At 35.5% G+C, this 21,934-nt stretch carries 21 protein-coding genes and 1 tRNA gene; 15 read left to right on the top strand and 7 right to left on the bottom strand.

Going from position 1 to position 21,934, the window contains the following annotated elements:
• Window positions 1-259 precede the first annotated feature (259 nt).
• Both MHB74_RS06655 and MHB74_RS06660 read left to right on the top strand, forming a co-directional pair.
• Complete coding sequence (locus tag MHB74_RS06655) at window positions 260-1,576, top strand: phage portal protein (RefSeq protein WP_061678804.1); 1,317 nt, start codon at window positions 260-262, stop codon at window positions 1,574-1,576.
• A complete protein-coding gene (locus MHB74_RS06660) occupies window positions 1,569-3,302 on the top strand; it encodes a phage major capsid protein (protein ID WP_081110303.1) in 1,734 nt (577 codons plus the stop codon). The genes MHB74_RS06655 and MHB74_RS06660 overlap by 8 nt, the downstream gene beginning before the upstream one ends.
• Before the next feature lie 356 nt (window positions 3,303-3,658).
• Here MHB74_RS06660 and MHB74_RS06665 read toward each other — a convergent pair whose 3' ends face one another.
• The 5 genes from MHB74_RS06665 to MHB74_RS06685 all read right to left on the bottom strand — a co-directional run bounded on the left by MHB74_RS06665 (window position 3,659) and on the right by MHB74_RS06685 (window position 6,896).
• A complete protein-coding gene (locus MHB74_RS06665; RefSeq protein WP_061678805.1) occupies window positions 3,659-4,153 on the bottom strand; it encodes a DUF6998 domain-containing protein in 495 nt (164 codons plus the stop codon).
• Window positions 4,154-4,342: 189 nt separating this feature from the next.
• On the bottom strand, window positions 4,343-5,080 hold the full coding sequence (locus MHB74_RS06670; protein WP_061678806.1) for a hypothetical protein: 738 nt from the start codon (window positions 5,078-5,080) through the stop codon (window positions 4,343-4,345).
• 123 nt (window positions 5,081-5,203) lie between these two features.
• Window positions 5,204-6,289 (bottom strand): tyrosine-type recombinase/integrase, encoded by a 1,086-nt coding sequence (locus MHB74_RS06675; protein ID WP_270400922.1) that lies wholly within the window; start codon window positions 6,287-6,289, stop codon window positions 5,204-5,206.
• 120 nt (window positions 6,290-6,409) lie between these two features.
• Window positions 6,410-6,482, bottom strand: a tRNA-Val gene (locus MHB74_RS06680).
• 189 nt (window positions 6,483-6,671) lie between these two features.
• On the bottom strand, window positions 6,672-6,896 hold the full coding sequence (locus MHB74_RS06685) for a hypothetical protein (protein ID WP_061678808.1): 225 nt from the start codon (window positions 6,894-6,896) through the stop codon (window positions 6,672-6,674).
• 430 nt (window positions 6,897-7,326) lie between these two features.
• On the opposite strand from MHB74_RS06685, the gene MHB74_RS06690 reads away from it, so the two are divergent.
• The 6 genes from MHB74_RS06690 (at window position 7,327) to MHB74_RS06715 (ending at window position 12,292) form a co-directional block, all read left to right on the top strand.
• Window positions 7,327-7,554 (top strand): hypothetical protein, encoded by a 228-nt coding sequence (locus tag MHB74_RS06690; protein WP_000251865.1) that lies wholly within the window; start codon window positions 7,327-7,329, stop codon window positions 7,552-7,554.
• A 155-nt stretch (window positions 7,555-7,709) separates the two neighbouring features.
• The gene (locus MHB74_RS06695) at window positions 7,710-8,996 is read left to right on the top strand and encodes a D-alanyl-D-alanine carboxypeptidase family protein (protein ID WP_061678810.1); all 1,287 of its coding nucleotides are present in this window, start codon (window positions 7,710-7,712) and stop codon (window positions 8,994-8,996) included.
• Between the two features lie 191 nt (window positions 8,997-9,187).
• Window positions 9,188-9,757, top strand: coding sequence for a signal peptidase I SipW (sipW, locus tag MHB74_RS06700; protein ID WP_061678811.1), 570 nt, complete (start codon window positions 9,188-9,190; stop codon window positions 9,755-9,757).
• Window positions 9,758-9,819: 62 nt separating this feature from the next.
• Window positions 9,820-10,410 (top strand): CalY family protein, encoded by a 591-nt coding sequence (locus tag MHB74_RS06705; protein ID WP_061678812.1) that lies wholly within the window; start codon window positions 9,820-9,822, stop codon window positions 10,408-10,410.
• 119 nt (window positions 10,411-10,529) lie between these two features.
• Complete coding sequence (locus tag MHB74_RS06710; protein WP_081110304.1) at window positions 10,530-11,366, top strand: DUF4047 domain-containing protein; 837 nt, start codon at window positions 10,530-10,532, stop codon at window positions 11,364-11,366.
• Window positions 11,367-11,698: 332 nt separating this feature from the next.
• A complete protein-coding gene (locus tag MHB74_RS06715; protein WP_061678814.1) occupies window positions 11,699-12,292 on the top strand; it encodes a CalY family protein in 594 nt (197 codons plus the stop codon).
• A 75-nt stretch (window positions 12,293-12,367) separates the two neighbouring features.
• Here MHB74_RS06715 and MHB74_RS06720 read toward each other — a convergent pair whose 3' ends face one another.
• Complete coding sequence (locus MHB74_RS06720; protein ID WP_061678815.1) at window positions 12,368-12,691, bottom strand: helix-turn-helix domain-containing protein; 324 nt, start codon at window positions 12,689-12,691, stop codon at window positions 12,368-12,370.
• Between the two features lie 79 nt (window positions 12,692-12,770).
• Window positions 12,771-12,905, bottom strand: coding sequence for an anti-repressor SinI family protein (locus tag MHB74_RS06725; protein ID WP_000276219.1), 135 nt, complete (start codon window positions 12,903-12,905; stop codon window positions 12,771-12,773).
• Between the two features lie 342 nt (window positions 12,906-13,247).
• Here MHB74_RS06725 and inhA1 point away from each other — a divergent pair, with 342 nt between their 5' ends.
• The 7 genes from inhA1 to MHB74_RS06760 all read left to right on the top strand — a co-directional run bounded on the left by inhA1 (window position 13,248) and on the right by MHB74_RS06760 (window position 21,841).
• Complete coding sequence (gene inhA1, locus MHB74_RS06730; protein ID WP_061678816.1) at window positions 13,248-15,635, top strand: M6 family metalloprotease immune inhibitor InhA1; 2,388 nt, start codon at window positions 13,248-13,250, stop codon at window positions 15,633-15,635.
• 171 nt (window positions 15,636-15,806) lie between these two features.
• Window positions 15,807-17,174, top strand: a complete 1,368-nt coding sequence (locus MHB74_RS06735; protein ID WP_061678817.1) for an aldehyde dehydrogenase — start codon at window positions 15,807-15,809, stop codon at window positions 17,172-17,174.
• Between the two features lie 236 nt (window positions 17,175-17,410).
• Complete coding sequence (gene potA, locus MHB74_RS06740) at window positions 17,411-18,394, top strand: spermidine/putrescine ABC transporter ATP-binding protein PotA (RefSeq protein ID WP_000720323.1); 984 nt, start codon at window positions 17,411-17,413, stop codon at window positions 18,392-18,394.
• Window positions 18,391-19,239, top strand: coding sequence for a spermidine/putrescine ABC transporter permease PotB (gene potB, locus MHB74_RS06745; protein WP_061678818.1), 849 nt, complete (start codon window positions 18,391-18,393; stop codon window positions 19,237-19,239). Before potA ends, potB begins: the two co-directional genes overlap by 4 nt.
• A gap of 6 nt (window positions 19,240-19,245) precedes the next feature.
• Window positions 19,246-20,046: a spermidine/putrescine ABC transporter permease PotC gene (gene potC, locus MHB74_RS06750; protein ID WP_061678819.1), complete on the top strand. Its 801-nt coding sequence runs from the start codon at window positions 19,246-19,248 to the stop codon at window positions 20,044-20,046.
• Window positions 20,047-20,084: 38 nt separating this feature from the next.
• Window positions 20,085-21,134 carry a spermidine/putrescine ABC transporter substrate-binding protein PotD gene (gene potD / locus MHB74_RS06755; RefSeq protein ID WP_061678820.1) on the top strand — a complete coding sequence of 350 codons (1,050 nt, stop codon included), beginning with the start codon at window positions 20,085-20,087 and terminating at the stop codon, window positions 21,132-21,134.
• A gap of 59 nt (window positions 21,135-21,193) precedes the next feature.
• Window positions 21,194-21,841 (top strand): phosphatase PAP2 family protein, encoded by a 648-nt coding sequence (locus MHB74_RS06760; protein ID WP_061678825.1) that lies wholly within the window; start codon window positions 21,194-21,196, stop codon window positions 21,839-21,841.
• Window positions 21,842-21,934 lie beyond the last annotated feature (93 nt).

The following is a 21,934-nucleotide window of genomic DNA, read 5'->3' on the forward strand; positions in this document are numbered from 1 at the left end:
AGCAATTATCATCGTTTTATTTCCCCACGGTGATAACTGGTGTAACGGAAATTACACCACAAGGTAAATGTTGAAAGGTAACTGTTATTTCCATTTCCGTTACTCTTTTTCTGACACCTTCTTTAATTTGATAATTCTTTTCGATAGCTTTTAGTGTCAACAAAGTGCTTATTGTTGGCACGATAAAGCAATTGAAAAATTCTTTTAAGCGTAACGTGATGTTACGTCTTTTTTATTTTATACGAAAGGATATGAAACGATGGGATTTTTAAACCTATTTGAAAAACGTAGTACCGAAGAAAAACCAACATTTGGTGGCGTTGAAATCACCTCAAGAAGTTCAAGGGCAAGCGTCAATGAAAAGACGGTGATGCAAATTCCAACTGTTGAGGCATGTGTAAGTTTAATCGCAAATACGATTTCAAGTTTGCCGATTGATTTAAAACAACAAAATGCAGATGGATCAATTGAAAAAGTCACAGAAAAAGATAAACATGAACGTGTTTATTTATTGAACCAAGAAAACGAAGAAAATATGTCTTCTCGAGATTTCATAAAAAACATGGTCAAAGATTATTTATTGCATGGACAAGCATATGCGTATAAACGATATGAAGTTGAGGACGTAATCCACGGTGAAGCATTATTAAAATTACACGAATTAAATTATTTGCCAGCAAAGAGCATGTTAGTTGCAAACAAATATCATGATGGCATCAAATACACAGATGCTAATTATCAATTAACCACATTTACAGGTCAACACATCGGTGAAAACGAACGAAAAATATTTAAGTCCAATGAATTATTACGCATATTGAACAATCCAGTTAACGCATTTGAAGGTGAAGGTCTTTTGATTCGTGGAGAAAAAATTTTCCAACAAGCTTTAGATGAAATGGAATACACAAATGGCATTTATGAACGTGGAGCGTTACCACTTGGTATTCTAAAAACAACCGCTCGTTTATCTCAAGCGGGAATTGATAGTTTAAGAAATGCTTGGGCTAAGTTATATGGCGGTGTTAAAAATTCTGCCAAAACAGTTGTTTTAGAAGAAGGTATGGGTTTTGAAAAAGTATCAATGAATCCTGATGAAATGCAAATGAATGAAACAATAGATAAAACCGAATCAAGAATTTGTAAATTGTTCGGTGTACCTGAATCTATGATTAGTGCCAAAGCGAATAAATACAACACTGTCGGACAAAACAGTTTACATTTCCTTAAACACACCCTTGCTCCTATTTTGGTTGCTATCGAGCAATCACTTGATAGACAACTTTTGACGGATACAGAGAAAAAGAAAAAAGGTTATTTCTTCCGATTCGATACAAGCGAGTTATTACGTGCTACCGAAAAGGAACGCACGGAAACCGTAGCAATCGGTCTTGAAAAAGGACTACTTACAATCAATGAAGCACGTGCCAAATTGGATTTACCAAACATTGACGACGATATGCTTGTTTTTGGATTACAACATGCTTTATATAATCCAAAAACGAAAAAATGGAAAGTTCCAAACATGGACGGTGGCACAGAAAACAACACAGGAGATGAAGTTAATAATGAATGAAAAAATTGAACAACGAAGTTTCAGCCTGTCAGAGGTTAACGAATCATCTGATGGGTTATTTGTGCGTGGACTGGTTAATAAAAGTGGTGCTTGGTCACAAACGCTATACGACAAACACGGTAAACCATTTATCGAACGTGTAATGCCAAACGTATTTGCTCGTGCGTTACAACGTGCTAAAGATGTAAAACTTTTAAACGAACATGACAAAAACATGTTATTGGCTCGTACAAAAGACGAAACTTTGAAACTTAAAGAAACATCACGAGGTTTGGAAATGGAAGCAAACCTTGTTCCTAGCAAACTTTCAGAACATATTCACGCTTCTATCAAACGAGGGACTTTGAGCAATATGTCATTCGGCATGGTCGTTCTCGATGATGTATGGACGCAAGAAAATGGCATAGATAAACGCTCCATCACTGACTTGGCATTATACGAATGCTCAATCGTTTCAGATGGTGCTTATGAAGATAGCACCATTGAAGCACGTTCAAACGATATTCGTCAGGACGTTGAAGTACCAAATATTGAGGAAAGAGGTCAGAAATTTATGAATTTAGATTCAATGTCAATCAAACAACTCGAAGAACGTAAGCAAGAATTGCTTTTCGAAGCGAACGAAATCGAGCAATCAAAAACAACCGAACAACGTTCATTCACTCCTTCCGAACAGTTACGTCAAGAAGCGATTTTAAGCGAAGTTCAAAAAATTAAAGACAAGATCAATTCTGTTGAATCAAGAAACCAATCACAAAGAAAAGAGGAAATTATTATGAATACAACACAAAATGCTTTTGAAACAGAAAAACGAGGATTAGAACAATTTTTACGTCGTCAAGAAGGCGAAGAATTACGTGATATTACAACAGGTAAAGCACCTGGTTCATTAATTATCCCAACAACTTTATCAGATTATATCGTTGAAAAATTAACGGAAAACGCTCCATTATACGCTCGCACACAAAATTTTACACCTGTAAGTGGTAAACTGGACATTTTACGTGAAAAATCAACTGGTACGGCTGGATGGTTTGGAGAAGGTCAAAACATTAATTTAAATGATTTTACAATGGACAAAATCACCCTTGAACAAAAACGTGTTGGTACAGCTATCGAATTATCTCAACAATTAATCAATGATTCTGGTATTGACGTTGTTGGATACGCTACAAAATTATTAACACGTCGTTTAGGTTTAACTGTTGATAACGCTATTTTAATTGGCGATAAAACAAAAGGTGAATTTGAAGGTATTTTAAACGATGTAACAGTCCCTGAAATTACAACAGAATCATCTAACGCTATCACGGCTGATGAATTATTAACATTGAGCAATTCTATGCACCCTGACTATGTTAAAAATGCAGCATTCGTAGTTTCTCGTCAAACGTTCAACATGATTGCGAAGTTAAAAGACGGAAACGGTCACTACCATTTAGTTAAAGATGTTGCTGAAACTGGTGTAACTTACAGATTATTTGGTCAACCAATATTAATTAATGAAACAATGCCTTCTCCAGAAGCTGGACAACGTGCTGTTTTATTCGCTAACTTTGAAGAAGGTTATGCTACAATTACGAAAAAAGAGCAAACATTAAAGTACATTGATAACGATACTGCAAATGCTTTAAAAGGCACAAATACAATCGTATTAGATGCATATATGGATGGAAAAGTGTTAAATCCAAAAGCGCTTGTATGTTTAAAAATGAAGTCCGCTTAATGTAAACTCTAGGAGTCGAGAAATCGGCTCCTATTTTTTTTATGTAAAATCAGCATTTTATTAGATTATCAAAGGTCAATTTCTTTTCACAATGCTATTGTAGTGGATTGTTTTCGATTGTAAAGCAAACATATGAAAAAAGTTTTAACTTTTTTTATGTGGCTTCCTTACAAACCCGATCCATCCCCTATAATAGTAGTATAAGTTGCATTTGTTTGCCTTCCCAAACAATGTAATCCATATCAATCTTCCGTAAACAAACTCGGTTCGAGATAGTGAATAACAAATTCAGGTATATGTTGCTACGACCACACATCATTTATTTGGTGTGTGGTCATTTTTTTTGTTTATGTATATTATCGTTCATATATTATTTTGGATTTGCGCTTTAATGCGTTGCTAACGGTTAAATACCATGTTCTCTTAGATGTGTTCCAACGTTTAAGAGATAAAAACGAATGCCAGTCCAATTGGTATATTGCCTGTAGCGAAACATCTTCATCAAATAATACAATAATGGCGTATTCGAAAAGTTGTTCCTGTGGCATATCGGAGTCAGGGTCATTGAGACCATTAAACACTCCTGTCATTTTGGTACGTGTGGCTTTTATACTATAACGTTCATTTGTATCACTAATGGCATCTATGTGTTTCATTCCTATTTCCACCATACGCAAATTTGGTAGGTGTGGCGAATTACAGTAATGTTCAATTGCCACAGTTTCTCCCATGTCTCCCACAAAATTATTTGTCCTCGTAGCACCACGCTTTTTAAACATCTTCATTAATTTACTATATTCTCCTAAACATTCAGCGATTGTCATACATTCATATTCTTCTTCAGATGGCATACATATCACCTCTTATATGGCATATATCATTATTACCACATTAAGGAAAAAATGTCATTCAAACGACTGTTCGTTGAATATTAATATTCAATACATATTTTGTAAATTGCATTTATTATTCGCTAAATACCTCTAAAGTACCATCTTATATATATTATTAAGTTGGCAAGTTCTAGGTACTATACGGTTTTATTCGTGCAGCCATTCATAAAAGAATTGATTCATTGGATTATCATATGTTTTTTCTCCACGACGGAATGAAATATGGTGTATTACATTATTGATTGCTCCACGGATATAAGCCCGCAAACTATTGATTCCACGTTTATTTTTAATTCCATCAATCACCTTTAGGAACAATTTCCTACTGATTCCGTTTTTACGTGCATACACATATTCATCATGAATAATTTCGTTTTGTATAACGTCCTCTTGTTTAACAATACTAGTATCTATAACTTTATTAGGATTAGAAAAATAAACTATGGAATGATTAGAAAAACTTTTAGAAGGCGATTCAGCAATATCATGAAATTCCGCACTATCATTGCATTGCTCCGTTTGTTCACCGTTTGACACTACCGTTTGCGGTTCATCATTTAATCGTAAATTTTCTTTACTATTGGCTTGTGGAATCAGCGTAAATACTAGTGAAGCAAACTGTTCTGATACATTACGATTTTGTTCAATTTGAATTAAATCAGCACATTTGTCCTTAATTTTCTTTAGGTTACGTGAAATAGTAGAAGCGGTAACACCACATTTAATTGCAAGGGTAGAGTTCTTTTGTGATACTACGAATGAGCCTTTTGCGTATGCTTGTTGTGAAATTGCCTCGATAATAGTAAACAAGGTGGATCGGTTTTTAACGTTCAGTCGTTCAAGCAAACGTTTCTGAATGTGGTTGATTTCATTTTTAATACACATGTAGTATTCTCCTTTTCATGGAGAAGAAACTTTGCTACAATTAAATAAGCAAGTCCTTCTCGGATTTGTCGTGAACCGTTTAATCCCAAACTTTGGTCGGTGGGGGAGTAGACGGTTTTATTTTTATTTCCTTCTATTATTTCGTTTACGATTGATTACATTTTCACTTCCGAAAAATCCATGAGTAGCATGTTTCTCTTGAACGGTGGTATCCGCTAAATGGCTATATATGAGCACTGTTCGTAAGTCAGCATGTCCAAGGATTTTCCTCAATGATTCAACGTCACCAGAAGATGATAAATAATGTGTAGCCGCTGAATGACGTATCAAATGTAAATAGAAGCGTTTTTTTATTTTTGCTTCGATGGCGTATTTCCGCATATCACGTAATACATTGTTTTTACTTAACATACGACCGCTTAATGATAGGAAAATTAAATCATCAACATCATCTTCAAATGCTTCATTTTCTTCGAGCAATTGCATAAGCAAACGATATGTTTTTTTGGATAATGGTACAGTACGGGTTTTGCGTGATTTGGCATTATTGGATTGAATAATTACCGCTCGATTTGTATGGTCAATATCTGATGGCGATAATAACAATGCTTCAGTGATACGAAACATGCCATCAACGAGAAGGTGTAATAATACGTAATCACGAAAATGTTTGAAACTCTTATTAGAATACGATTTCGCCACTTTCAATAAGTTGTTTAATTCATCAACTGAGAGAATATCAATTTGTGTGTTATCTTTACGAAATCCTTCAAATTTATTGAATGGATTTTTGCTGATGATTTCTTGACGTAAACACCAATTGATGAATGTTTTCAAACGCTTGATTCTACTGGAAATCGTTTCATCCGCTAATCCAACAGTTTGAGCACTTTCAGGCACGTAAGCATGACCATCAAAACGTACATATTCATTTTTTAACCAGTAGACCCAGTCGGAAATGAAGTTTGTTGTAATGTCAGTCATATAAAATGTTTGAGCATTTTGTGTTTCATGAAATGCTTTAATACTATTAAACATAAGAAGGAATTGATTCAATGATTTGGGGCGTAAATTCTGTTTAACTTTGCTATCAACAAATCTTTCGAATACACGTTCAACAGAATCTTCTTTTGAAATTTTGCTAGTTTTTCGTTTGTGGGGTTGTCGTTTTTTTACGATTTCTTTTTCAGTGAAGTATGTTAAAGACATAAAAAAACCTCCTTCATTCTCATTTAGAGTTAAAGGAGGAGCTTCAATCAAAACTTGAGCGGTGCTCACCGATAGTTTTGGTCAAAATATGAAATTATCAACAGTTGATACAATAGGATATGACCCCGGAGAGGCTCGAACTCACGACCTCCACCCTGTCAAGGTGGCGCTCTCCCTGCTGAGCTACGGGATCTTCAAAAATGTATATGTAACAGCATCTTTAATCTTTATGCTAAAGCAATTATATAAAATTAACTGAAATTTTACAATATTTTTATATTTAATTTTTGAAGGGAAAGTAACTGGAATTATGCTAGTAGTGTATTAAGGAATACATAAGTAGAGAATATAATGAAAAATCGGTTCGAATAAAGCGGTTATATTATTTTTTTCGATACCAATCCAAAGGATCCTCATCACTTAAATCGACAAGAAAAGGGAATACGAAATGTAAAGGTAAACTTATAAGTTCTGGCATAGCGTTCACTGTTTTCTTTGATACATACTGCCTCCCAAAACAATACGGGCAATCTTTTTCAAATGTCACGAGTATCGACCATACGTCTTTTATTGTCCATTTCGTTTTACAATACGTACAACGCGCCATAGAGTTCCTCCTCATGTTACGTTTTCTTCTAGTATATTCTATTGTAAGAAAGTCATTTGTATTTGGTGTGATAAAATGGAAGTTGTTTTGTTTTTATATGGATCTATTCAGTCATTTATGAGCAATTACATATCGTTTCATATTTTTGCATGGTGATAGATTTTCAGTTTCAATATGCAAACTGGCCAATATATCCTTTTTACAATTTACTCAAAATCATGTATAACAGAGATACAAGATTATTTTACCCCGCTATTTGCGGGCGGTAAGATCCCACCTCAAAACTCAGCGAAAGCAAAGAGGTTAGGTGGGGGATCAACTGCCCGTAAAAGCCCGATTGGTTCAACTAATAATCCGTGGGGATGAAGAACCCTACACGGATTAAAGTTTCACTTTATAATTATTCAGAAGTAGAGGGAGAATTATTGTAATGGTAAGGAAAACGTTCAAGATGCGTGTATCTAGAAATAGAACGATTTCGATTAATGGCTCGATTCTTGATGTGGATGTTACACATGATGAGTTTTTACAAGAGTTTGTTGAGTGGGTCGATTCTAAAGGCTGGTCGTTTATGGGGATGACAGATGAGATTACACCCGAGGAAGCTAGTCAAAATTTAATAGATTCATTGATTGATGAGAAGGATAAGAAAGAGTAATTCCTTCTTATTTTTTATTGTATATTTATGTTCTTTATCGTAAAAGTATGATATAGTAAAAAACAGTGAATGTTCTTCCAATTTAATACAAATTACATATAGATTGGTAGATTCAGTTTTTTAGCTATGAGAGTAGAGTGAAAAGGGAGAGTCATATGGTAAATTTTAAGAAAATTTTGGCTTTTATTACCGTTATTTGTTTATTTTTTTTGACACCTATGACGTTACGTGCTGAGACGAATGTTGGAGTGAATCCAGAGCAAGTGGCACCACCACCTGCGGAAGGACCGAATGTTTTTAGTCAGTTTGCAACTACGATTGATGCGAAAACAGGAGATGTTTTGTATGACAAAAATGCACATCATCGCGCATTTCCAGCGAGTATGACGAAAGTGTTAACAGCAATTTTACTTATGGAGCATACGAAGCCAGAGGATCAATTTACGTTTTCACAATTAGCATTAGATCAAGAGAAGAGTAATTATCAAATTGAGTTTCAACCTGGTGAGACGATTAATCGTAATACTGCGCTCATGATTTTAATGGTACTGAGTGCGAATGATGTGTCGTATGCGATTGCAGAGCATATTGGCGGAAGTGTTGAGAATTTCGCTCATATGATGAATGAGAAAGCGAAGCAATTAGGGGCTACAGATAGTCACTTTGTCACACCAAATGGATTGCATGATCCGAATCATTATACAACACCATTTGATATGGCTATGATTACGAGAGGTGTGCAAAAGTATCCTGAAATTTTGCAAGCGATGAATACGAAAAGAACGACAGTTACGACATCTAGGCAGACGGTGTCTATTTTTAACAAGTCTACTTATTTTGAAAATCCATATAGCATTGGCGGGAAGACGGGTTTTACAAATGAAGCGCGCAATACACTCGTTTTATTAAATGAGAAGGATGGAAATCGTATTATAAATGTAGTAATGGCTTCTCAAAGACCTGAAATTTATGAAGATTTGAAGCAGATGGCGGACTATTCTTTCGGTCAATTTGTGAAGCAAACTGTACTAGATAAACATAGCTGGCATCAAAAGGCAACGTATTTAAATAAAGATATCGATAGCGAGCTTGAAAAAAGTGCAGAGCTTATGCTTAAGAAAGATGAAGGAAAAAATGTGAGGACGATTTTCCGTGCGGCCTCATTAGATAAAGATTCTTTATATCATAAAGGAATTCATCGTGGTGAGGTAGTTGGTGCAGTTGACATTACTAAAAATAATCAAACAATTGCGACGATAAATGTTCTTTCAAAAGAAAATGTTACTTTTGTGATGCCTAAAAAAGATACGGCTGAGCCTGAAGTAAATGAATCAAATGTGAAAATAATAAGCATTGGGATAGGCGCCGCTGTACTATTTGGAGCCATTTTATTTGTAGTGCTACGCCGAAATACAAAAGGAATGAAATCAGAAGAAAAATAAATTACTAGTTAAAAGGCTGTGAAGAGACTTTGTCACAGTCTTTTTTATATATTAAAAATAACTAATAATTGTAAATTTTCTTATTGCATTTATGTATCGTTCGTTATATTATTTAGTTGTGTTCTTGTTAGAGAACGAATTGAGTATTATATACTCCAAATAATATAAAACAACGGAGAGGGAGAGAGACGATGAAATTAATTTGGAAAGTGATTAGCAACGTTATCTCATTTGTTTTATTTGCATTAATGGTTTTTCTAGCTTTTGTAGTTATTTCGTCAAAAGCGAGTGGCGGAGATCCAACAGTGATGGGATATCAATTTAAATCAGTGTTATCAGGATCGATGGAACCGACATTTTTAACAGGATCAATCATTGCGATAGAGCCGACGAAAGATGGTTCTAAATATCAAAAAGGTGATGTTATTACCTTTAAAGAGAAAGATGAAAAAATTATCACTCACCGTATTATCGGTGTGAAAGATACAAATGGAAAAGTAACGTATGAAACAAAAGGGGATAACAACAACGGACCTGATTTAGAACCAGTACGTGCGGAGAATGTCATTGGGAAATATGCAGATATTACAGTTCCTTATGCAGGGTATGCATTAAATTATGCTAGTTCAAAGGCTGGAGCTGCATTGCTTCTTATTATTCCAGGGGTCTTTTTACTAGGCTATTCCGCGATTTCTATTTTTGGCGCGATTCGTAGTATTGACGGAGAAAAGAAAGAGAAAAAAGTAGAACAATCCGTCTAGTTCGTTTGGTTATACATTCCGTTTAGGAAGTTAACAAATATATAGAATAAGGGGATATGGACATGACTTTAAAGAAAAAATTAGGTATGGGTATCGCATCAGCTGTATTAGGAGCTGCATTAGTTGGCGGAGGAACATTTGCATTTTTCAGTGATAAAGAAGTGTCAAACAATACATTTGCGGCTGGTACACTTGATTTAGCAATCAATCCAACAACAGTTGTTAATGTATCGAATTTAAAACCTGGCGATACAATTAAAAGAGATTTTAAACTAGAAAATAAAGGATCTTTAGATATTAAAAAGGTTCTATTGAAAACAGATTATAAGGTAGAAGATGCGAAGGGCGACAATAAAGATGATTTTGGTAAACATATTAAAGTAACATTCTTAAAAAATGTAGACAAGCATGAAACAATTGTAAAAGAAACAACGCTAGATAAGTTGAAGGGTGACACACTTACAGCGGTAGATAATGATTTAGCTGCTTGGTTCTGGGATGAAAAAGGTATTTCAGCAGGTAAATCTGATAAATTCACAGTGAAATTCGAATTTGTTAATGATACAAAGAAAGACCAAAATGAATTCCAAGGCGATAAACTAAATTTAACTTGGACGTTTGATGCACAACAAACAGAAGGTGAAGCAAAATAATATGAAAAAGGGCTATCAAATGGATAGTCCTTTTTCTATTTTTCTAGTATATAGCTATCATTTTGTATCGTTCTTTATTATAATAAAAATAACGTTCTGTATAGAGAACATCTTGTTCGATGGGAGAGATTAAGATGCTGAAAACACCTCGCAAATTAAAAAAGATGCTTATATTGCCTTGTATGTGCTCTATTACGTTTTATTTAGGCTCTCAAATAATGACGTATACAGAAGCTGCATTTATTCATGAAACGAAAGTGGAAGCCGCTTTTTCTACAGCGATTATATTTCCAAAAACAGTTGATACGTTAAAAGAGGAAGCTGAGAAACATAAACAGTCTATTGAACATGAGTATGGAGAAATGAAGGGGAAGCTGACAGTAACTTCTATAGAAGAAATAGAACAGGCAATTGTAGTATGGCAACAAGGACGTGAGAAAATTGCTTCTGAAGAGGAAGCGCTGCAAAATGTATATACTGCAATAGAAGCTCCTTATAATCAAATACAAGAAGAATTAAAAGTGAATAAAAGTGAATCGATTCAACAAGTGGCCGTATATGTGAATGAAGGTTTTCGCAGTATAAAAGAGAAGCGCGATTATATTGTGAAAGAAGCTAGTTTGCAAGCCATTGATGGACAAATTCAGGCTCTACAACAACTATTAAAAGATGAAACAGTAAAGAAACAGAATGAAAAAGAAGAACAGAAGAAAGCAGAAGAGCAGAAGAAGGTAGAAGAACAGAAGAAAGCAGAAGAACAGAAGAAAGCAGAAGAGCAGAAGAAGGTAGAAGAACAGAAGAAAGCAGAAGAGCAGAAGAAGGTAGAAGAGCAGAAGAGAGTAGAAGAGCAGAAGAGAGTAGAAGAGCAGAAGAGAGTAGAAGAGCAGAAGAGAGTAGAAGAGCAGAAGAAAGTAGAAGAGCAGAAACAAGTAGAGACCGCTAAAAATCCTGAATAAGGAACTCATAATGAGAAGCTGTCAATATAAAGTGACTCCTGTTATAAAAAAGAATGATGTATATGAGTGTGAGGGAGTATTTTCCCTCGCACTTATTCCGTGTCTTAAAATATACACGGAGGAATTCAGAAAAATCAAAATAATATTGAGAAATAAAAATAATTGAAAATATCAATAAATATTTGTTGTATTTCTAGAGTGTTGTTCGTTATAATGAACTTAAGGTTTTTAAAAGAGAACAAAAAATTAGCTAAGCTAATATAGTTTTCTTTATATCTCTTATTGAAAAATAAGAGACAAAAATATAAAAAAACAGCTAGGGGGAATTGATTGTGAGTCTGAAAAAGAAATTAGGTATGGGAGTTGCATCAGCAGCACTGGGGTTATCTTTAATTGGTGGAGGAACGTTTGCATTCTTTAGCGATAAAGAAGTATCAAATAATACATTTGCAGCTGGGACGTTAGATCTTACATTAAACCCTAAAACGCTTGTAGATATTAAAGATTTAAAACCAGGGGATTCTGTTAAGAAAGAGTTCGTATTAAAGAACGGTGGAACGTTAGATATTAAAGAGATTAAACTAGGGACAACGTATGACATAACGGATGCTAAAGGCGATAACGCGGGAGAAGATTTTGCTAAGCACATTAATGTGAAATTCATTTGGAATTGGGATAAAGGAAGTCAGCCTGTATATGAAACAACATTAGCAGACTTAAAAGATGCAAATCCAGATGTAGTAGCGAAAGAAATCTTTTCTCCTGAGTGGACAGAAAACGGTGGTTTAGCAGCTGGTGATGAAGATTACTTATGGGTGGAATTTGAGTTCGTAGAGAATGACAAGGATCAAAATAAATTCCAAGGTGATGCATTAAACTTAGAATGGACATTTAATGCTAAGCAAAAAGATGGCGAAGAAAGATAATAAAAAAGCGGGTATCCCCCGCTTTTTTTTATAAAGAAAAAAGAAGTGCCGGTTGTAAGCACTTCTTTCTATTTATTATTTTTGATCGTGCTTCCACTTTGTAAATTCAAGAAATTCACGAAATTGTTCTTTGGAGACACCTGAGCTCATCGCATCTTTAACGAGTTGTGTCCATTCGGAGTCTAAATGATTTTCCTTTGTTGTTTCATCATGAAGTAGAGTATCAACTGGAATTTGTAGAACTGCTGAGATTTTTTCAAGAAACTGAATGGAAGGGTTTTTTTGTAAATTTCGTTCTATAGAACTAATGTAAGATTTAGCAACGCCAGCTTTTTCGGCAAGTTCAGTTAATGAAATACCTTTTTGTAAACGAAGGCGTTTTATACGTTCTCCAATCATATTTGCGCACCTTTCTATCAATATGTCGTCGTCTTATGATGTCATTATTATAACATAAACTTCGTTAAAAAGAACAAACCTATTGAGCCTGACTTGATGGCTTCATACGTTGGAAAAATTGCTCGATGTCTTGCATGGCGATACCAGCGTCTAGAGCTTCAAGTATTAAATCAATCCATTCTTGATCCAGTGCGTCTGTCTTATCTTTGTACAAGTATAATTCCTCCCTAATTATCGGTCATAATTGCTGCTACAGAATACATGATAATGCAATCGAATTTTGTGTTTTATGCATCGAATTATCAAATATTGTGTAGATGAAACAAAGATAAAATCCCCATTAAACTCCCTCTATGGAAATTATAAATTGTTCGATAGAAACTTTCAATATTTTCAGAAAACATTGTTGAATTGTGATATATTCGTATGCTAACTATGGAATTTTTACAAATATATTAAAAACATTACATAATATGACTAAATATTGAAAAAATATTGAATTTTTAATAAAATTCAATTTGTAATACATATTATTTATTAGGGGAGGAAATAAGGGATGAACAAGAAACCGTTCAAAGTTTTATCATCAATTGCTTTGACAGCTGTATTAGGTCTTTCATTCGGAGCAGGTGGCCAGTCTGCATATGCTGAAACACCTGTAAATAAGACAGCTACGAGCCCAGTTGATGATCATTTAATTCCGGAAGAACGTTTAGCAGATGCGCTAAAAAAACGTGGGGTAATTGATTCGAAGGCTTCAGAGACAGAAACAAAGAAAGCTGTCGAAAAATACGTAGAGAACAAAAAGGGTGAAAATCCTGGGAAAGAAGTATCAAATGGGGACCCACTTACGAAAGAAGCATCTGACTTTTTAAAGAAAGTGAAAGATGCGAAAGCAGATACGAAAGAAAAATTAGACAAACCAGCAACAGGAACACCTGCAGCGACAGGTCCAGTTAAGGGTGGTCTAAATGGTAAAGTACCAACTTCTCCAGCAAAGGGAAAAGAATATAACGGTGAAGTTCGTAAAGATAAAGTACTCGTTTTACTTGTAGAGTACGCTGACTTTAAGCATAACAATATTGATAAAGAACCTGGTTATATGTATACTGACGATTTTAACAAAGAACACTATGAAAAAATGTTATTCGGTAATGAGCCATTCGCATTAGAGGATGGAAGCAAAATCGAAACGTTTAAACAATATTACGAAGAGCAATCTGGCGGTAGTTATACAGTAGACGGAACAGTTACAAAATGGTTAACAGTTCCTGGTAAAGCTGCTGATTACGGTGCAGATGGTGCGACAGGTCATGATAATAAAGGACCAAAAGGACCACGTGATTTAGTAAAAGATGCATTAAAAGCTGCTGTAGATAGCGGTATTGATTTATCAGAGTTTGACCAATTCGATCAATATGATGTAAATGGCGATGGAAATCAAAAACAACCGGACGGTTTAATCGATCACTTAATGATTATCCATGCGGGTGTTGGACAAGAAGCAGGCGGCGGTAAATTAGGTGACGATGCAATTTGGTCACATCGCTGGACTGTTGGACCAAAACCATTCCCAATTGAAGGCACACAAGCTAAAGTTCCATATTGGGGCGGAAAGATTGCAGCATTCGACTACACAATTGAACCAGAAGATGGCGCAGTTGGTGTATTCGCACATGAATATGGTCATGATTTAGGTCTTCCAGATGAGTATGATACAGACTATACTGGTGACGGTGAACCAATTCAAGCTTGGTCTGTTATGAGTGGCGGAAGCTGGGCGGGTAACATTGCAGGAACAACGCCAACAAGTTTCTCACCGCAAAATAAAGAGTTTTTCCAAAAAACAATCGGTGGTAACTGGGCAAATATCGTAGAAGTAGATTACGAGAAATTAAATAAAGGTATCGGTCTAGCAACATATTTAGACCAAAGTGTTACAAAATCAGCAAGACCAGGTATGATTCGTGTTAACTTACCAGATAAAGATATAAAAACAATTGCGCCAGCATTTGGTAAGCAGTATTACTACAGCACAAAAGGTGACAATCTTCACACAAAAATGGAGACGCCGCTGTTCGATTTGACAAATGCAACGACTGCGAAATTCGATTTCAAGTCATTGTATGAAATTGAAGCAGAGTATGATTTCCTTGAAGTGCATGCTGTAACAGAAGATGGCCAACAAACATTAATCGAAAAACTTGGTGAGAAAGCAAATAGTGGCAATGCACATTCAACAAATGGAAAATGGATTGACAAATCATACGATTTAAGTCAATTCAAAGGTAAGAAAGTAAAATTAACATTTGAGTACATTACAGATGGTGGTTTAGCATTAAACGGTTTCCTACTTGATAATGCATCACTAAATGTAGACGGTAAAGTAGTATTCTCTGATGATGCAGAAGGTACACCGCAGTTCAAATTAGATGGATTCGCTGTATCTAATGGAACAGAGAAGAAAAAACATAACTATTATGTAGAGTGGAGAAACTATGCTGGTTCAGATAACGCATTGAAATATGCTCGCGGTCCAGAATACAACACAGGTATGGTTGTATGGTATGCAGACTCAGCTTATACAGATAACTGGGTTGGTTTACATCCAGGACATGGTTTCCTTGGCGTAGTTGATTCTCATCCAGAAGCAATTGTTGGAAATTTAAATGGTAAACCAACAGTGGCAAGTAGTACACGATTCCAAATCGCTGATGCGGCGTTCTCATTCGATAAAACGCCAGCTTGGAAAGTTGTATCTCCAACGCGCGGAACGTATACGTATAATGGCTTAGCAGGCGTACCGAAGTTTGATGATTCGAAAACGTATATTAACAAACAGATTCCAGATGCAGGACGTATTTTACCGAATCTTGGCCTGAAGTTTGAAGTAGTAGGACAAGCCGATGATAATTCTGCAGGTGCTGTTCGTTTATATCGTTAATACAGTAAAACTACCGAAAGATTTTCTTTCGGTAGTTTTTTTGTGAGCAATGAATTTTATATACAAGAAAAAATTATATATAATGTAACTTTACGAATAGAAATTTATTATATATGAAGTCTATATAAATAATGAAAGAATTGGATAAAAATAGTGGGAGAAGGTGAATGAATGAGTGTTTCTTCTATTGTAAATAAACAAAAGGCATATTTTTATAATGGCCATACGAGAAGTATAGAAGTGAGAAAGAATAATTTGAAGAAGCTTTATAAAGGCATTCAGCGCTTTGAAGAAGAAATATTTCAGGCATTGAAATTAGATTTAAATAAGTCAGTTCATGAGTCGTTTACAACGGAAGTTGGATATGTATTAAAAGAAATTTCTTTTCAATTGAAGCATATTTCATCGTGGAGTAAACCGAAGCGAGTTCGAACAGCACTCACTCATTTTGGATCAAAGGGGAAAGTCGTGCCTGAACCGTACGGTGTGACACTTATTATTGCACCGTGGAACTATCCGTTTCAATTAGCAATTGCACCTCTTGTAGGAGCGCTGGCGGCTGGAAATACAATCATTTTAAAGCCGTCAGAGCTAACGCCAAACGTTTCCAAAGTACTTACGAGAATGTTAGAGGAATTATTCGAAGAAGAGCTTGTAGCGGTAGTAGAAGGCGGTGTAGAAGAGAGTACGGAATTGTTAAAGGAACCGTTTGATTATATGTTCTTTACAGGTAGTGTCGGCGTTGGAAAAGTTGTGATGGAAGCAGCAGCGAAACGGTTGACACCACTCACGTTAGAACTTGGCGGAAAAAGCCCATGTATTGTACATAAAGATGCAAAAATAGATGTAACAGCAAGAAGAATTGTGTGGGGGAAATTTTTAAATGCAGGGCAAACGTGTGTAGCGCCTGATTATATGTATGTGCATACTTCGGTGAAAGAACAGTTAATCGAGGCATTACGACACGAAATTGCGGAGCAGTATGGAAAAAATCCACTGAACAACGACAATTATGTACGAATTGTGACTGAACGTCATTTTGAACGTTTATGTACATTTTTGAAAGATGGTAAAACGGTAATCGGCGGGAACTATAAAAAAGAAACGTTACATATAGAACCAACAGTGTTAACGAATGTTACATGGCAAAGTACTGTTATGGAAGATGAAATTTTTGGTCCGATTTTACCAATTATAGAATACGACAACATAGAAGAGGTAATTGGCACAATTCAGCAACATCCGAAGCCGTTAGCGTTATATGTATTTTCTGAAGATAAAGAAGTACAAAAGAAGGTGACGAGTAATATTTCATATGGCGGAGGCTGTATTAATGATGTTGTCTATCATCTTGCAACGCCATATTTACCTTTTGGAGGCGTCGGAAGTAGTGGATTAGGTAGTTATCATGGGGAAGAAAGTTTTCGGACTTTTTCACATTATAAAAGCATTTTAGCCCAATCTACGGCATTCGATATGAAAATTCGTTACTCTTCTACAAAAAGTGCTTTAAAATTCATACGAAAGTTGTTAAAATGATGATGGTGTTTATCAGTAGGCGTAGCCGTATGATAATAGCCCCTTCGCAATGGAAGGGGTTTTTCTGTTCGACACATGTATCGTGCGAAAATGAATCAAACATACTACATAAAGAATAGAAGAGAACGCTGCTAAACAATCGTTTTTGTTTGGATCGAAACAAAAAATAGTCTATAGAACATAAATATTTATTCATGAATATAAAAATTTAAATTTAAGGTAGATAGGACGGGAAAATGAAAAAGATTATTAAAGTTGAAGCAGTAGAAAAACATTTTGGAAATCAAGTGATTATCCCACCTCTTTCTTTAGACATTAAAGAAGGGGAATTTTTAACGATTTTAGGGCCGAGTGGTTGCGGGAAAACAACGTTACTTCGTATGATCGCAGGTTTTGAAACGCCAACTAAAGGGAATCTTTTATTAGATGATGAAAAGATTAACGATTTGCCGCCATATAAGCGTCATATGAACTTAGTGTTCCAACATTATGCGCTATTCCCACATATGAATGTGGAGAAAAATATTTGTTTCGGTATGAAAATGCAGAAAGTACCGGCAGCAGAGCAGAAAGAGCGTGCTGAAGAGGCAATGCGTTTAACGCAGTTACTTGAGTTCCGTAATCGTAAACCTGCAAAGCTTTCTGGTGGACAGCAGCAGCGTGTAGCAATTGCGAGAGCGATTGTAAATAACCCGCGTGTATTATTACTAGATGAGCCACTTGGAGCGTTAGACTTTAAGTTAAGAAAAGATTTGCAACGTGAATTGAAAAACTTACAACGTAATTTAGGAATTACGTTCATATACGTAACACACGATCAAGAAGAAGCGATGAGCATGAGTGATCGCATTGTCGTTATGAATAAAGGACATATTGAACAAATTGGAACGCCGAAAGAAATTTACAATAAGCCGAAAACAATGTTCGTTGCGACATTTATCGGTGAAAATAATATTGTGAAAAACGGGGAAGGCTATGTAGCAATTCGCCCTGAAAACGTAAAGGTACGTTCGGTTGAAGAGCCGATTTTAAAAGAATACCATCTTGGACATATTGAAGACGTTGAGTTTGTTGGAAATATGGAAAAGCTGTATGTACGTGACGAGAAAACATCAGAATTACTAATGGCATATCAAACTGCTGAAGAAGCAGCGCAGTGGAGCATTGGAGATAATGTATACGTAGGCTGGGAGCAAGAGGACGAGGTGACCTTAAATTGAAAAAAGGGAAATTACTCGCACTACCGACAGTCGCGTGGCTGTTAATCTTCTTCCTAATTCCCCTTCTGTTTGTATTGGCATTTGCCTTTATGCAGCGCGGGGCATATGGGACAGTGGAAATGCAATTTACATTAGAGAACATAGCGCGTGTGTTTGACCCATTATATATGGGGACGTTATGGGAAACAGTGAAAATTGCGGTTATTACGACAGTACTATGTTTACTGATTGGTTATCCATTTGCATATACAATTACAATTGTTGATCGTAAATATCGTTCCATTCTTTTATTATTGGCAACGATCCCGTTTTGGATTAACTTCCTTGTTCGTTCATACGCATGGATTGTTATTTTACGTTCACAAGGTCTTGTAAACACATTGCTATTGAAACTAGGTATTATTAGTGAACCTTTAAATTTACTATATAATACACCTTCTGTAGTACTCGGAATGGTCTATTCTTTATTACCATTTATGATTTTACCGGTGTATGCAGCGATTGAGCAGCTTGATAAGCGTAAGCTAGAAGCAGCTTATGATTTAGGTGCAACACCAGCAAAGGCATTTTGGAATGTAACAGTACCAATGACGATGTCAGGGATTGCTACTGGTTCTATTTTAGTGTTTGTTTCTTCTATCGGAATGTTTGTTGTATCAGACGTTATGGGTGGATCGAAGGTAGCATTAATCGGAAACGTAATTCAAAATCAATTCTTAGGAGCGCGTGACTGGCCGTTTGGATCTGCGTTATCTATGATTGTTGTTCTATTCTCTGTTCTGTTAATTTACTTATATTATCGTGCAACGAAAGTATATAAATATGATGGGAACGGAGGGGAATAGGCAAAGATGAAGAAGTTTTTAGTTTCTTATTCTTGGTTAATTTTATTGTTCTTGTATTTTCCAATGATGGTTTTAATGGTATATTCCTTCAATGATTCTCGCATTAATGCGGAATGGGAAGGCTTTACACTTCATTGGTATACAGATTTATTTCAAAAGCAAGATGTTATTGATGCGTTTGTAAATAGTATGACGATTGCGATCGTAACGACGATTGTAACGACAGTTCTTGGTGTGATTTTTGCAATTGCATTACATCGTTATAAATATCGTTATGAAGGGGCTATTAACGGTCTTGTGTATTTACCAATTTTAATTCCTGATATTTTAATGGGATTATCTTTACTTATCTTATTTAGTCAATTAGGTATGGAACTTGGCAAAACAACAATTATTATTGCGCACATTACATTTAGTATTTCATTTGTTGTCGTTATTTTAGCAGCACGTCTTTCTGGTATGGGACGTGATTTAGAAGAGGCTGCAAATGATTTAGGAGCAACGCCGTGGCAAACGTTCCGTTATGTAACGTTCCCAGCAATTGCACCAGGAGTTATTTCAGCTGCATTATTAACATTCACATTATCAATTGATGATTTTGTAATTAGTTTCTTCGTATCAGGACCAGGATCAACAACATTGCCATTATACATTTACAGTATGGTTAAGCGCGGAGTATCACCAGAAATTAATGCACTTTCTACAATTTTAATTGTAGCTATCGTAGGATTAATGGTTTTATCTGAAATCTTCCGTAACAAAGGTGCAGATGGTGAAGAAAACTCTGGAGGACACCTTCCTTTATAATACGAACGATATAGAAAGTACGAGGGGGTAATAAACCGATGAAATTAATGAAAAGATTAGCCGGCGCAGCAATTAGCTTTAGCCTTGTTGCCGGTGTACTTGCTGGTTGTGGTGAAAAGAAAGAAGAATTAAACATTTATAGCTGGGCTGACAATTTTGATGAGCAAGTGCTAAGAGATTTTGAAAAGAAATATAACGTGAAAGTTAACTATGATAAGTATGCAAGTAACGAAGAAATGCTTGCGAAATTACAAGCTGGTGGCGCGAAGTATGATTTAATTCAGCCATCTGATTACATGGTTAAAACAATGGCAAAAATGGACTTATTAGCGCCGTTAGATAAAAAGAATATCCCAAATATCGAAAATATGATTTCTAATTTCAAAACACCTGCGTTTGATCCAGAGAATAAATATTCTTTAGTATATACTTGGGGTGTAACAGGGATTGCATACAATAAAAAGTATGTGAAAGAAGCTCCTACAAGCTGGGCTGACCTATGGAATGAGAAATATAAAGGGCATGTAACTTTATTAAATGATTCTCGTGAAGTGTTAGGAATGGGTCTTAAAAAGCATGGATTTTCAAACAGTACGAAAGATGATGCACAGTTAAAGACAGCAGCAGATGATTTAAAGAAGCTACTTCCAAACTTATTAGCATTTGATACAGATAATATTAAACAAAAATTCATTACAGAAGATGCTTGGATCGGAACAGTTTGGTCTGGAGATGCAGCATTTATCGCAAAAGATAATAAAGATGTAGAGTACGTTGTACCAAAAGAAGGTGGCACAATTTGGGCTGATACGTTAGCGATTCCAAAAGGTGCGAAAAACAAAGAGCTTGCAGAGAAGTTTATGAACTACTTATTAGATGAAAAAGTAAGTGTGAAAAACTACGAGTCAATTGGATACAGTAATCCTAATGAAAAAGCTCATCCTCTACATAGTAAAGAATATCGTGAAAACCATATGATTTTCTTAACGAAAGAGGAATTAGATCGTACAGAATGGCTTGTTGATGTAGACGATAAGCTAAAAGACTATGATCGTTACTGGACAGAGTTAAAAACAAAAGGTAAATAAGTAAGAAAATGCGGTTTCTAAAGTAGAAATCGCATTTTTTCATAGTAGGAGGAAATTGTTTGAACAAGAAGTTATATCAATATGAGGTAGTATGTATCGTTTTATTACTTGCTGTATTTGGCATTGTTGCTTGGCGAGTACATGTGGGTGGCGTTACAGTGATGGATACATATGTCCGAGGGTTAGTAAAAGGATTACAAACAGAAGATTCGCTTACATTTTTCTCATACTATACAAAAGTAGGGTCTGCAATTGGGATCGTAACTACGCTCGTTATAAGTTTACTTGTTTTTTGGAGAAAACGTTATTATGCTGCGATGATCGTGTATCCAGTTGGTATTTTAATAACGCATCTTGTGAATAAAGGGATAAAAGAAATTGTGAAAAGAGAACGTCCGTCGTTAAATGAAGCATTGGATGCACTTGGATATAGTTTCCCTAGTGGGCATGCAATGTTATCTATTATGACATTCGGGTTTCTGGCTTATATCATTGCGGCAAATCTGAAGAGTGTAACAGGGAAATATGGTATAACGATCTTGATGGGAATAGTCATTGTATCGATTGGGTTAAGCAGAGTTATTTTAAATGTACATTATCCAACTGATATTTTAGCTGGTTATTGCGTAGGTGGTATTTTGTTAATTATAGCGATTTACTGTCATCGTTTACTTACCGAGAGATTGGGGCTTAATAAAGAGAGATAAAGTGAAACTTTAATCAGTGGGGGGTTTCTTCATCACCCGCCTAAATTCTTTGCTTTCGCTGAATTTTGAGGTGGGGGTCTTACTGCCCATTAA

The organism is Bacillus sp. FSL K6-0069 (genome assembly GCF_038007785.1).
Lineage (GTDB): Bacteria > Bacillota > Bacilli > Bacillales > Bacillaceae_G > Bacillus_A > Bacillus_A mobilis.

Coding starts and splice junctions, on each gene's coding strand:
- MHB74_RS06705 (WP_061678812.1), top strand. CDS start 9,820: ATGACTTTAAAGAAAAAATTAGGTATGGGTATCGCATCAGCTGTATTA.
- MHB74_RS06685 (WP_061678808.1), bottom strand. CDS start 6,896: ATGGCGCGTTGTACGTATTGTAAAACGAAATGGACAATAAAAGACGTA.
- potA (WP_000720323.1), top strand. CDS start 17,411: ATGAAAAAGATTATTAAAGTTGAAGCAGTAGAAAAACATTTTGGAAAT.
- inhA1 (WP_061678816.1), top strand. CDS start 13,248: ATGAACAAGAAACCGTTCAAAGTTTTATCATCAATTGCTTTGACAGCT.
- MHB74_RS06665 (WP_061678805.1), bottom strand. CDS start 4,153: ATGCCATCTGAAGAAGAATATGAATGTATGACAATCGCTGAATGTTTA.
- sipW (WP_061678811.1), top strand. CDS start 9,188: ATGAAATTAATTTGGAAAGTGATTAGCAACGTTATCTCATTTGTTTTA.
- MHB74_RS06710 (WP_081110304.1), top strand. CDS start 10,530: ATGGGAGAGATTAAGATGCTGAAAACACCTCGCAAATTAAAAAAGATG.
- MHB74_RS06690 (WP_000251865.1), top strand. CDS start 7,327: ATGGTAAGGAAAACGTTCAAGATGCGTGTATCTAGAAATAGAACGATT.
- MHB74_RS06735 (WP_061678817.1), top strand. CDS start 15,807: ATGAGTGTTTCTTCTATTGTAAATAAACAAAAGGCATATTTTTATAAT.
- potD (WP_061678820.1), top strand. CDS start 20,085: ATGAAATTAATGAAAAGATTAGCCGGCGCAGCAATTAGCTTTAGCCTT.
- MHB74_RS06670 (WP_061678806.1), bottom strand. CDS start 5,080: ATGTGTATTAAAAATGAAATCAACCACATTCAGAAACGTTTGCTTGAA.
- MHB74_RS06660 (WP_081110303.1), top strand. CDS start 1,569: ATGAATGAAAAAATTGAACAACGAAGTTTCAGCCTGTCAGAGGTTAAC.
- MHB74_RS06695 (WP_061678810.1), top strand. CDS start 7,710: ATGGTAAATTTTAAGAAAATTTTGGCTTTTATTACCGTTATTTGTTTA.
- MHB74_RS06720 (WP_061678815.1), bottom strand. CDS start 12,691: ATGATTGGAGAACGTATAAAACGCCTTCGTTTACAAAAAGGTATTTCA.
- potC (WP_061678819.1), top strand. CDS start 19,246: ATGAAGAAGTTTTTAGTTTCTTATTCTTGGTTAATTTTATTGTTCTTG.
- MHB74_RS06655 (WP_061678804.1), top strand. CDS start 260: ATGGGATTTTTAAACCTATTTGAAAAACGTAGTACCGAAGAAAAACCA.
- MHB74_RS06675 (WP_270400922.1), bottom strand. CDS start 6,289: ATGTCTTTAACATACTTCACTGAAAAAGAAATCGTAAAAAAACGACAA.